At 66.1% G+C, this 12,291-nt stretch carries 6 protein-coding genes and 1 pseudogene; 3 read left to right on the top strand and 4 right to left on the bottom strand.

The window, feature by feature from the left end; genetic code table 11:
* Positions 1–198: 198 nt before the first annotated feature.
* A complete protein-coding gene (locus tag ACZ6DT_RS30310; RefSeq protein ID WP_465601777.1) occupies positions 199–405 on the bottom strand; it encodes a hypothetical protein in 207 nt (68 codons plus the stop codon).
* Positions 406–796: 391 nt separating this feature from the next.
* Positions 797–1,882 carry a tyrosine-type recombinase/integrase gene (locus ACZ6DT_RS30305; RefSeq protein WP_465601774.1) on the bottom strand — a complete coding sequence of 362 codons (1,086 nt, stop codon included), beginning with the start codon at positions 1,880–1,882 and terminating at the stop codon, positions 797–799.
* A gap of 323 nt (positions 1,883–2,205) precedes the next feature.
* Here ACZ6DT_RS30305 and ACZ6DT_RS30300 point away from each other — a divergent pair, with 323 nt between their 5' ends.
* The 3 genes from ACZ6DT_RS30300 (at position 2,206) to ACZ6DT_RS30290 (ending at position 6,251) form a co-directional block, all read left to right on the top strand.
* A complete protein-coding gene (locus ACZ6DT_RS30300; protein WP_465601771.1) occupies positions 2,206–3,153 on the top strand; it encodes a hypothetical protein in 948 nt (315 codons plus the stop codon).
* A 368-nt stretch (positions 3,154–3,521) separates the two neighbouring features.
* Positions 3,522–5,474 carry a hypothetical protein gene (locus tag ACZ6DT_RS30295; protein WP_465601768.1) on the top strand — a complete coding sequence of 651 codons (1,953 nt, stop codon included), beginning with the start codon at positions 3,522–3,524 and terminating at the stop codon, positions 5,472–5,474.
* A 429-nt stretch (positions 5,475–5,903) separates the two neighbouring features.
* Positions 5,904–6,251 carry a hypothetical protein gene (locus ACZ6DT_RS30290; protein WP_465601765.1) on the top strand — a complete coding sequence of 116 codons (348 nt, stop codon included), beginning with the start codon at positions 5,904–5,906 and terminating at the stop codon, positions 6,249–6,251.
* A 481-nt stretch (positions 6,252–6,732) separates the two neighbouring features.
* On the opposite strand, the gene ACZ6DT_RS30285 is transcribed toward ACZ6DT_RS30290, so the two are convergent.
* Together ACZ6DT_RS30285 and ACZ6DT_RS30280 are read right to left on the bottom strand one after the other, a co-directional pair.
* A complete protein-coding gene (locus ACZ6DT_RS30285; RefSeq protein WP_465601762.1) occupies positions 6,733–11,949 on the bottom strand; it encodes an NACHT domain-containing protein in 5,217 nt (1,738 codons plus the stop codon).
* Between the two features lie 136 nt (positions 11,950–12,085).
* A pseudogene (locus tag ACZ6DT_RS30280) lies at positions 12,086–12,205 on the bottom strand (NUDIX hydrolase); the annotation flags it as partial.
* Positions 12,206–12,291 lie beyond the last annotated feature (86 nt).

Raw genomic sequence — 12,291 nt, 5'->3', positions numbered from 1 at the left:
GCTGATCTGTCCTCGGTTTCCACGCGACCGGCGATCCGTGATCGCTGCCACTAGGAATGAATCGTGTTCAGTCGTGTTTCGACGCTCCAACCCCGCCTAGTCGATCAGCAACAACGGCTCACCGCATCAATACAGATGCCTTGCTGATTTCTCTCGCGATCAGAGGCTCGGCTACGTGCAACGCCAGCGCCACCGCGCTCAAGAGAACGAGGACCCGCCGCGCCGAGCGCTGACCTCAGGAGCCGCTCCGTGCGCCGACAGGCGGCGAATCGCCACCAGCAACGCCAGGACCGTAGAGTCCACCGCGGGCGCGATCCACACCGAGACATCGAGCCAGAACGCGAACGCGAACGCGAACGCGAAGAGGAGCATCAGCCCGACCACGGTCCCCACCATCGTGCTCACAGCCGACACACCGAATCGCGCCGGTCCGTCACCTCCATCATCCACACCACCCGGCAACGCGGCCATCCAAGGCGCCTGGACCAAGCGACAGAACCCGGCATTTGCGAACCCGAGACGAGCCCGAGAGATCCGAAACAGTCCGACACCAGGCGACACACCCCGACATCGCGGATGCGCCACGACCAGACGAAAAGGTCTTGTTCGGCATCACTCGACACCGTCCGACACGCCCAGGCTCTTAACCAGCGGGTTCGGGGTTCGAGTCCCTGATGGCGCACAGTTCTGAATCGAAGCCCACCTGCAGGATTTCTCCACAAGAGAATCTTGCCGGCGGGCTTTGATCTTGGGTGGGACCGGCGTGGGGCCGAATGAGACCGTACCAGCCAGCCCTTTATTTCTTGGCCTTCTTGCCTCGGCTCCGGCCTCCTTTTCGTCGCCGGGCGCCTTTCTTACCTGTTTGGCCTCGCAGTGAGGTCGCAGCTTTACGGGCTGCTTCCAGTACCAGCTCTGCCGTTGCTTCCGCGGCGCTGTGCGCCAGGCAGGGCAGGACGCTGGTGTAGGTGTCGGCGGTGAGCACGATGCTGGAGTGTCCGAGCATGGCCTGCACGACTTTGAGGTCGTTGCCCGCGGCCAGCGACAGGCTGGCCGCGCCGTGCCGCAGGTCGTGCAACCGGATCGGCGGTAATCCTGCCTCGGCGACCAGCCGGGTGAAGGTGTGGCTCACATAGCCGGGACTGAGCGGTCCGCCGTGCCGATTGGTGAACAGGAACCCGATCGGTTCGGTCACGTGGTCTCGCCGCTCTGCCTGGAGTGTCCGCAGCGTGGCGATCAGTACGTGATCCAACGCCAGCGTCCGCACGCTCGACTCGGTCTTCGGCGGACACACGACGGTGTGGCCGTTACGGTCCTGGACCTGGTGAGAGATCTGCACGACCTCGCCGTCCAAGTCGAGATCGCACCAGCGCAACCCGGTCGCCTCGCCACGCCGCAATCCGAGCAGCGCGACCGCCAGGTACAACGCGTACATCGGATGGCCACGCACGTGCGCCAGAAACTCGGCCGTCTGCCGGGCTGTCCACACCGCTACCGGCGGACGTTCGCCGGTAGCACGCCAGTGCGCGACCCGTGCATCAGTCCACACCACCGCCCGTGGGCGCCGTCCTGACGGTAGCTCCACCAGGTGCGCCGGATTCCGCTCGATCAATCCCACCCGGATCGCGCCGTTCAACGCCGCATGAAGCGTGCCCCTGATCCGCACGAATGTCGCCGGCGACAGCGGCCGTTGTCGTTTCGCGTTCGCCCGGGCGAACGCGACGAACATCGCTTGGACTCGCGCCACCGTCAACGACCGCAAGGGCACACTCCCGAGGTACGGCTTCAGATAGTCGTTCACCTGCTGGGTATAGAGCCGACGAGTGTTGAAACTCAGGGTCTGCCGCATCTCCAGCCAAATGTCCAACCACTGCCCCACCGTCACCGCGCTCCGCCCCGGAAGCACATCGGCCCCCAGCAGATACGCCCGTGCTTGCACCGCGGCCGCACGGGACCGGAAGCCACCACGACGCACCCGATGCCGACGACCGTCCCGGCCACACGGCAACTCCAGCGAGAAATACCAACTCCCGTGACCCCGCTCAGCCAACCGAGGACACCGCCCGCCGCCGACTTCCTCTCGTGTCTTGCAACCGCACCTCTTGTACACCGCTGCTCGCCTCATCACGACCTCCTTCTAGATCACCCCCAAGCGTGCGCCTCCGCGTCCTCGACCACCACAACCCGTCCGCGAGATAGCCTGGACGAATGACCCGCGCCCAGGGACGCAGCCGCAGAATCAAGGTGACGGTCGAAGCGATCGTCGAGATCACCGACGAGAACGCGCTCGAAGAAGCTGCTCTCGCCGACATCGAAACAGCACAGTTCTCCGTCCTCCCCGGCAGCAGCCTCAGCGTCGAGCAGGTCCGGCAAGAAGAACAGGACCACATCCGCGGCAACGTCGTTGCGGCCGCGCAATGGTTCGTCGACGCGGGCGGCGTGATCGATGATCGATCCGGGATCGAGTTCGTCGAAGCCACAGAATCCGTAGTCGAGATCGACGAAGACGGTGTACCCCTGTCCGCATGGCCGCCCTTCGTCGAACTCTTCCCCCTCTGCACCTGCGGCACCGACACCTGCGATCGCTGCAGCGGTTTCCAGGTGACACCTCGAACAGCGGCAGCCCTGTGGACAGCGGCCGGGGTCCTAGCCGATCAGGCCTACGACGATGTCCTGGAACATGGCGATGAGCCGGTCGACGACGCCGGCTTCTGGTCAGTGTTTGACGAATTCCCGCGGATCACCTGGCGACAGAACGCCATCTGGCGCCGACAAGCCGCACGCTCCTTCGACGACCTCAGCGGCGACCTGGCTGCCGGAAACTGGCCCGAACCACACTGCCCAGCCGAAGAGATGGCGATGCACCTCATCCTCCGCTCAGCCGAATCCGCCGTCGACGACGACTGGGCCGGCCTCACCGAACGCTATGCAAATCTGCCCGAACACGACGACGACCACGACTGGGACATGCTCACCGACACACTGTTCCAAGACACAGACATACTCGCCCTGTTCAGCAAACAACTCGACGGCATCGAAGACCCCGACACCGACCAAAACCGAGACCTCGGCATCGGCGACTACCGACCTCAAGCCTGGTTCGAATGCTTCATCAACATGGAACCACGCGACCCACGACGCCCCTTCCGCCGCTGAACGAGATCAACAGCCAGGCACGACGAACCCCGCAGGTTCACCGAGCACTTCGGCACTCCGTCCGAGTCCGACAGGCGCTCGGTAGGAGTCGTCATCGCGGATCGTCCCACAGGGAACGGCCAGAAACACCCGTCGAACGGCACGCTGATCAGTGCATGCAACTCCCGCCGCGCCCTGGCAATCTTCGGCTCCGCGTCGACAGGAAACTTTCGCTGCTGCCCTGACCAGTTCAAACCAACCTCCCGACCCCGCTAGGACCGCGGCTGAGGCAGAATCTCATGGTGTTTGACAGACTGCGGCGGTGGCGAAGAGCTCGGCTCTCGCCGCGAACGTCGACGAGCAACGTCGTATCTGGCGTCGCACATAACGTGGTCCAGGCCGGCTCCATCGAGAACCTGTTCATGGGAGGAGCGGGGGACGGGAGTCTCGACCTAGCGATTCCGGCGCTGGACACTCCGGAGTCCTTGCTTTCTTTCGCGAACACCGCCGTCGACTGCGTAGGGCGGACAGCTGAATTGGCGGAGCTGAAACGCTTCTTAACCGTCGAATGGTCATTCTCGTGGTGGGTGTGGACTGGGCCCGCTGGTATCGGCAAGAGCCGGCTTGCCGTCGAACTTTGCCGGTACGCGTTGACCATAGAGTGGCACGCGGGGTTTCTCAGAGAAACGGATCAGGACGAGTTCGGCCACTTCCAGGCTCAGCGTCCAACCCTCTTGGTGATCGACTACGCAGCGCAGCGAAGCAGGTGGCTGTCCGACGCTCTAGCCTTGCTGAGCCGACAGCACCAAGTGTTCCCGGTGCGGGTGCTGATCCTCGAGCGAGACACCTCAGGCGAGTGGTGGTCAGTCACCCGGCGGGTAAATCGGTTGGAGGAGTCGTGCGGGGTCACTGCGGCAATGTACGCGGAGCCCCGCCCGATGTCGGGCCTGGACCGACCGAATGCGCGCGCACTGGTCAAGAATATGATCGCGCGGTTGGCCGCAGCACCGCTCACCACAGGTCAGATCGAGCAGGTCGTGGACCGCGCCGAAGCCATGGATCCCGCCCTGCGGCCGCTGTTTGTGCAGGTATCCACGATCGACCGGCTCAGTCCGAGCGAAGAACGACCCAGCCGGGACAACTCACTACGGCGTATCGTCGCCCGGAGCACCGCATGGCTCGAGTCACAAGTCGCGATACCTCAGTCTGCCATGCTCGCGCACAACCTGCGTTTTCTGGCGACGACGCTGGGTGGCTTGACGGTTACCGACTATGAGTCCTTACACCCCTTACCCGACACGCTCACGGACCTGCTTCCCGGAGTCTTCCAACGTCTCGGCTCGTCCGTGACGGTCGACGATCTCGTCGATGGGGTCCGGCCGGATATCATCGGTGAGCTCTTCGTGCTCGACCGGTTCGGTGCGGAGCCCACCGTCGCGCTCGCATCGGCCCGCATGGTCGGTTATGCCGCAAGGAAATGGCCCGATGCATACCGTGGCTTCGTGGAACGGGTCGTTGCCGATCATGCCGACCATGTACGGCTGCTCGACTTGCTGGAGGCAAGCGGAGACGGGGAGTCAGCATTGTCGGATATCGATCTGGCCGTGTCCGTCATGCAGCTGCTGGGACGCAGTGATCACCCGGTCATCCGGCGGATCTTCGATCGGCTGGATGCTGCCATCGAGGAAGGTCTTATCGAGGTGCGGTGCCGCTTGATCACGACTGCGCGCTTCAAGCTCGCCAACCTGGTCCGGCTGGAAGACGATGCACTACGTGCCCGTGATCTCTACTCCGCGGCACTCGCCGATTGCGCCCCCACGTGGCCTGAATACTACTCGCTTCTGAACAACAGGGGCATCACGCTCTGCACTCTGCAATGTGAAGATCTCGCCACTGCGGATTTCAGCACGATCATCGGATCCCCGTCCGCGCCGGCCGAAGTTCGTGCCTGTGCGCTGAACAACCGGGCGGACATCCTCGATACACGGGGAGATCTCGACGGCGCGATCGCCGACCGGTCGTCGGTACTGGAACTTCCTGGAACGAGCTACGACAGACGCTACATCGCTTTGATCCGCCGCGCCGTCGCGATGCGAAGACGAGCTAAGAGCACTGAGGCGTACGACGACATCAACAGAATCCTTGGTACCGCGGACATCGCCATCGAGCAGAAGATGCAGGCTCTTCTACTCCGGGCCGAGTGGGCACTCAACGACGGGAATCCAGCACGCGCTCAAGCTGACCTTGACGAGATCGCCGCGTCCTATCAGAACTTCGAGAGCGTCGAGAAAAAGGTTCAGGAACTTCGTGACACATTCACGAAGGACATCTCAACGAAGTGATGGGCCGGTCCAGCAGTTCCGCGCCCGGTGTCTTCACTAGCGTTCGGTGATCGCGTTCATGCGAGGCATCCGGACACCGGTCAGCGCGGTGGTGATCCCGGCGCTACCGAGGACCGTGTCGACGCAGCGGACGGTGATCAGCTAGCCACCTGCGCGCGGGTTGGATGCGTCGGCCTTCGCCCTCCAGCGCCGCTAGCTTTGTGTCGGTCGCAGACCAAACCGGGCCCCGCTGAGATCGGATCGAGCAGGCCAGTGCGATCTCAGGGACACCTTGGTTCAGTTCGGCTCCGTCAGCCCAGCACCCCGTCGTCACCGGGGAGCGTTGGAGACAGTACTGCCGGCATTGCGTGGGTGGTCTGTGCGCCAGGACTTTGCCTTTATGCTCACCAGAGAACCGAGGCGCTGCCAGCGCACCATGGAGGGACTTCTATGCCTGAGCCTGTACTTGTATCCATCGCCGCTGCCGCCGCAGGCCGCGCTGTAGCCGGGCTGTACCAGCTGCTCAAAGCCAAGTTCGCCGACGACCCCGATGCGTCTGCGGTACTCGACGCTGCGGAAGGCGCCGCGGAGGATTCCGTGGAGGTGCGCGAACTCGCCGCCACACTGGAGAAGACGCAGGCTGCCGACCCAGTATTTGGTGAGCAGTTACGGCAGGAATGGGAACGGGCCACGGTCGAGCAGCACGCCGAGTCCGACGGTGTGACCAATCAGGTCTCCGGGCAGGTCAGTGGCAACGTGGTGCAAGCCCGGGACATCCAAGGGGGAATCAAGTTCTGACACCGGCCGGCAGCCTGCGGGAGCCTCATGGCCGGTCGCTCAGCGGCTGGCCACGGGGTGGCCGGGTGCTGCCTGGTTCGCAGAGCTCCATCGGGAGTGACGTAGGAGTATTGGGTCGCGCTGCCGGTGATCGCGGGAAACTGCGTGACGTGACTGGCAGCCAGAGCGTGGGGAACGCGATCAGCGGCAGCGTGGCTGACTTCGTGGTCCAGACATGCAGCATCCAGCACGTTGTTCAGTCACCGTCGAGGCACGAGCCCTTCCGGCACCGCGGCAGTTGCCGCAGGTCTACGCGATTGCATTGGCATAGATGAGCAACTGACCGTACTGAACGCGCTCCTACCGGACGCGGAGCATCCGGTAGGAGCTGTGGTGGACGGCACCGGCGGTGGCGGAAAGTCCACCGTCGCGGGCCGAGTGCACTGGACGCATCCTCCGGCACACCGAACGAACGCACTCGCCGCCGCATGCGTCGAATGGGCTAGTGGCATATCGTTTCCAGCAGTTGTCGGGCCTCGGGGCGACAAATTTCGCTCAAGGCGGTGAGCAGTCGCGCGGCCTTGACGCGGATGTGGCGCGGCACGCGCTCGTCGTGCGCGATCTCCCGGACCACGATGGCGGCCGCCTCGCGATGGTCGCGGTGGGATTCCGCGGCGGCTCCCGCGGCACGGAGCCGAGCCAGCGGATTGATTCTGTGGTCCTGAGCCAGTTCTCCCAGCCCGAGCGCACCTTCCGTGGGTTCGAAGGCACCTATTGCCTGAAGGATCTGAATGCGGGCGAACGGGTTCCCGCCGTTCCTGAGGCTTCGCAACACGCTCAGCGCCTCGCCGCGTAAGTCCGGGCGCTTGTGGCCCAGAGCGCGGGCCGTGTCCCGGCGCCCGATGACGGGCAGCGAATCGTCCGTCATCAGCGCCCGCAACGCCTCCGTGCCGAGCGCGTGGCCGCGGCTGCCGCATTCCGCGAGGTCATCGGCGGCCCACCACCGCAACGTCGGATGGCAGAACGGGTCGTCTGAGATGGCTCGGAAAACTTGTGCGGCGGCAGCGCGGTCTTCACTGGTGTAGCCGCACAACAAGTGTGCCGCCTGGCGCCGGATCATCGGCGTTTCACGCAAATCGTCCCTGATCACCCGGAGGTCATCGAGGCGTTCCAGCTCGAACAGGATGCCGAGCCGGAGTCGCTTGGCGATGCGGTCGTCCTCCAGTAGCACCGCCAACTGGGCATGGACCTCGGCAAGTGGCTCGGAAGTCATCGAGACAGCGGCAAGCCCGGCCCTGGCCCGTTCCCGTCCAGGCCGGGTGCCGTCGGCAAGAACGGCGCGGGCTTCGGCCAGCACGCGTTCGTGCCATGTCCGGTCCAGCCACACCAGCTCTCGCCGAGCCTTGTCCGTAGCGGTGCGGCCTCGGCTCAGCTCACTCAGAATGGCGACCGCCTCCGGTACAAACCGTGGCGAGATCCCGCTCAGCGCCACGGCCGCCTCGATGCGTTGCGGCACCGTCGTTTCGGGCCCGGCGAGCAGATCCCGGAACTCGCGCCCAGCAGTGCCTGCCAGCGCTATGTCGTCCCATTCGGTCACGGCGCCCGGCCAGTCGTCGGCGGAGACCAAGCGATCCGCCACGATGGCGTGTTCGACCTCGCGCCGCTGTTTGCCAGGCAGGTCACGGGCCACCCGCGTCCGCGTACTGCCGGGAGCGGCCGGGTCATACGCCAGAGCCAGCCGCAATCGTGTCGTCGTCGTGTCCGCAGGACTGACGGAACCGAGCCAGCTCAAAGCCACACCGCGTTCACCCGGCGTCAGCTCGGTGGTCGCGGCCAGCTCGAGCAACGTTTCGCGTGCTTCCGCGGCGGCGGTGTGGTCGAGCCGGGCCAGCTCATAGGCGGCTTCGCAGCGATGCTGGACGTACTCGTGCTCGTCGCTCATGACCGCTCGATGGAAGGCGATCGCTTGAGGAAGCGTTCCCGGATCCGCTTCGACAAGTCGTATCATCGCATCGCTGCGGTGGCTGAAGGCCAGGAACTCGTCGGTGGCCTGCGCCCTGAGTTCGCTGGCCGCCTCGGCGGACAAGTCGGGGCGCAGCTCCGAGAGGAGAGCGGCCGACCGCTGTCGAATGTGCACGGACACAAGCGGATCCGCCACAAGCGCACGCACGGGGGCCGCGACATCGGCACCGTACTCGGCGAGCTCCCGGACCCACCGGTCAGTGGCCATCGTGGGATACAGCTTGAGCACGAGCGCGGCGGCATCGGGCAGTCGCTCCGGCTCGTGCTGGGCCCGGAGCAGGGCGGCGGCGCATCGGGTGTCGGCGTCCACCGAGGTGTCGGCGGAGATCACCGTGAGCGTATCAAGTATCTCGATATCGTTTGGAGCGTCCAGCCTCGCAATCGCCTTCGCCGCTTCGCAAACAAGACGCGCGTGGTTGCGCGGGCATAACACGGTCGATCGGAGGATATCGGTGAGATCGCGGCGAAGGCGCGCACTTGAGCCGCTGAACCACGCGACCACAGAGCTTATTTTGGCCTCGGGAACGACACCGTCGCGCAGCATTTCTACGATGCCTTGAGCCGCGCGTGAATGGTAGCGTCGCCCGAGGTACCGCATCACACGCGCGGCGTCACAGCGGTGCCGGCCGCTTCGCGTGGTATCGCGGAGTATTCGCAGAAGGGTTTCGGCGGTGTCGTCCGGCTGAACGGTGTCGGCCCGGTAGAACGTGATGTCCGTGCGATGTGCCTCCCATCCATCCTCCGCGAGCAGCTCGGACAATGCGGAATAAGCCCGCTGCGCGAGCCGTGGGCTGAGGTTGCTGAGTAGCCGCCAAGCCTGGCCGCGGACTCCGGGGTTGTGTGAGGGTGACGTGAGTTCTTCGAGCTGCTCAATCGCAGGGCCGTGGAATTCAGGACCGAGCCTGGAAATCTCGGAAGCGGCCGTGAAGCGCGCTTCGGGATCCGCTGCTCGATCGATCATCGTCGCCTGGAGTTCGCTGAGCGCGGGTGCCCGGTACGGCTCTCCAAGGGCGGCCAGGCCGCCGAGGGCGTTGATGTGGGAAAGAGTGTTCGCGAGCGGATGTCCGGTCAGGTGAAGGAACGCGTTCGCGGCCTCAGCCCGGTGTCCGGGGCCGAGACCGGTGAGCGTCCGTCCGGTCATTTGCAGGCCGCCGATGTCGGTGATCGGCATTTCGAGTACGGACCGCAGCAGCGCCATCGCGGGGTCGTGGAACTCCGGTCCGCAGCCAATGAGCGCGTTCGCGATACTGGCTCTGTCGAACCCACTGTACACCGGGTTGAGTGCCAGCCCGAGCACCAATTCGCCCGCCCGGACCCGGTATTGCGGTCCCAGCCGGACGAGGACACGGCCGGCCTGGAGCCGATCACTGAGGTCCAAGCGGTGATCGGTGATCCGGCGTTCGAGCGCGGCCGCCGCCTCCGCGAGCTGGTCCGGCCCCAGTGACGCCAGGCCCAACGCGGCCTCCTCGACGCCGTCGACCGACCACGAACGCCGGGACAGAACCGTGCGGAACACGGCGGCGCAGCGCTCATGGAACTCGGAACCGATCTCCACCAGGCCGACCGCGGCCTCCACGAGGTCCCAGTCGGGGGCGTCCTGGTCTTCCAAAAGCCAGGTCAAGGCGTCGACGGCTTCGGCGCGTGCTTCGGGGCCGAGGCCCGCGAGCACGACGGCGGCATCGCTGTACTGGGTGGCGGTCGCGCTCGGCGTGGTGAGGATCGACCGTAACCCGTGGATGGCGGATTCCCGCTCGTCGGCACCGCATTCGGACAGTGCTTCGGCGGCGTCGAGCCTGGGCCGCACGGTGATCTCCGCGTCGTGGACGACCGCCCGCAGCACCTCGAGTGCCTCCGGGCGGGCGTCGGTGTTGAGCCGCGTGGCCAGGGCGATGGCGGCCTCGGCCCGGGACGGCCAAGGGGCCTCGTCGTCGCGCATGAGGTCCAGCAGCCAGCCGAGCAGCCCGGGGTGGTGCGTGGCCCGGCTGACCTGGGAAAGGATTTCGCGGCCGGGGTACTGGGTGGTCATGGCCCAGGCGTGGGCTGTGGCAACGAAGGCCTCGGCGTCGGCAGGGATGTGCCAGGCCAGCAGACGGGCGGCGAGCAGGTGCTGGTCGGGTCCGCCCGCATGAAGATGGCTCAGCAGGGCGTCGGCTTCGGTTGGATGGAGGCGGGTGTGGTGCAGCAGGACGCGCCGGGCGTACCGGCCGCGGTCCTCGGGCCGCGCCACGTGCAGCAGCTCGACGAAATCCGCGTGCCCCGGATCGAATCCGGGCGGCAGCAGGCGGGCCTTCGCGGTCGCGGCGAGGTGTTCGGCGAAGCTGTGGTGGAGGAACCAGAGGTCGCCGGCGCGCCAGACGAACGGGCCGACGGCCGCAAGGTAGGTGACCAGCTTTTCCCGCCAGCCGGTCATCCGGCACAGCTCAGGGAGACGCTCGGCCGCCCAGTGGCAGGCGGCAGTGGTCAGGGACGTGTCTTCTTCGAGCCGAACGCGGCCGAGGTGCTCCAGGAGGCGGCCGCAGTGCTCATCGGGCAGACCTGCCGGGACCGAGTGGGCAGAGCGCAGGTAACCGAGGTAGGCCTCGTAGAGCTCGTACTGGTTGTCGGGCAACGGCCGGTCGTCGAACTGCTCGAAGATGATCGCCGCGATCGTGGCCAGCAGCGGGACCCGGACCAGCTCGTCGAGATGAGCCTTCCTGAGCTGGCGGAGGAATTTCGCCGCCGCGCCCGGACTGTCGGAGAACCAGTGTTCGGCGAACCGGCGCAGCGCGTGCTCGTCGAAGGGCAGCAGCTCGTAGCGCGCGGACCCAATGCGCTGGAACGGCGCGAGCGTCGCCCCTTCGATCGGCCGGGTCGTGAGGACGACGCGATAATCCGGCGAATCCGACGCCCATGTGGAGAGCACGGAGACCAGGCGATCCCGCTGGACTGTGTCGGCGACCTCGTCGAGACCGTCGACGAGCAGCAGCCACCGGCACCCGCCGACCCGCTCGCCCAGGTCGTCCGGCTGGATCGTGGCGGCGAGCAGCGCGCCGTACTCGCCTCGGATGGTTTCGGCGAGCGCCTCGAAGAACGGCAGGTCCAGCCGGGCGGCGAGTTCCCGGGCGGTCAGCCGCAACGGGACCACGATCTCCTGGAGCGGCGGCGGGCTGTCGTCGGTGGTCTGCCAGCAGCGGGCCACGTCGGCGGTCAGCCGCAGCGAGAGGGTGGACTTGCCCTGACCGGGACCACCGGTGACCAGCAGGTGGTCGTCCTCGTCGAGGGCCTCGCGCATGCTGCGGGACGGCGGGCGCACCGCGAGCCGGGTGACCGGTGGGTGGGGCGGGTCGATCAGCTGGCCGCGGCTGTCGAGTACGGGCAGCGGGCGCCCTTGCTCGGCTGGCTGGGCCTCGGTCCCGCTGGTCACGTCTTGGCGGACATAAACGGTCGAGAGCGAGGGCCGGCGCGCGCCGGGGAGCCGGTACGGCATCTCCTCAGCGGCCTGGATCTGCGCCCGCAGCAGGGATTTGATCTTCGGCGGAAGCTCGGGCAGGTCCGCCCACTCGGTGGGCGGGTCGACGGTACGATTCGTGCCCGACTGGGGTGCAGCGGTGATGTGGAGGTGCACGCCGCCCGTAATGCTGCCGGCTTGGACCGCGGTTCCCGCGATGTCCCCGGAAATCAGGTTGGCCGCCGCCACGGGGCGTACTTCCTCCGACACGAGCCCTCCTCCCGCCGTGCCTGAATCCTCTCACGGAGGCGGCTCGTGCGTCTGACCCTGCGACCGGCACCGGCAGGTTCGGGGCGATCGCAAGGTAAGCGCAAGTAACCACCCGTGGACGCCGCCGATCCCGATCCGGCGCGGAGTACACACCCACCTGCTGCAGCTTCAACGCCTCGGCATCGAGACCCGTCTCCTCGAGCAAATCACGTGCCGCAGTTTGCTCCAGCGACTCGTCACCACACAGGAACGCCATGCGGCCTCGGAACGGCTCATTCCTCCGCTTCACGAGCAGAACACACAGCTCACTGCCCCGAATGGTCAAGTGACCAGGTCAGCAGT

The sequence above is a fragment of the Amycolatopsis sp. NPDC041971 genome (genome assembly GCF_055588925.1).
This window is presented reverse-complemented; position numbering and strand designations above follow the sequence as displayed.

Bases quoted from the DNA above. Each gene is read 5' to 3' on its own strand.
- ACZ6DT_RS30300 (WP_465601771.1), top strand. From the start codon at position 2,206: ATGACCCGCGCCCAGGGACGCAGCCGCAGAATCAAGGTGACGGTCGAA.
- ACZ6DT_RS30290 (WP_465601765.1), top strand. From the start codon at position 5,904: ATGCCTGAGCCTGTACTTGTATCCATCGCCGCTGCCGCCGCAGGCCGC.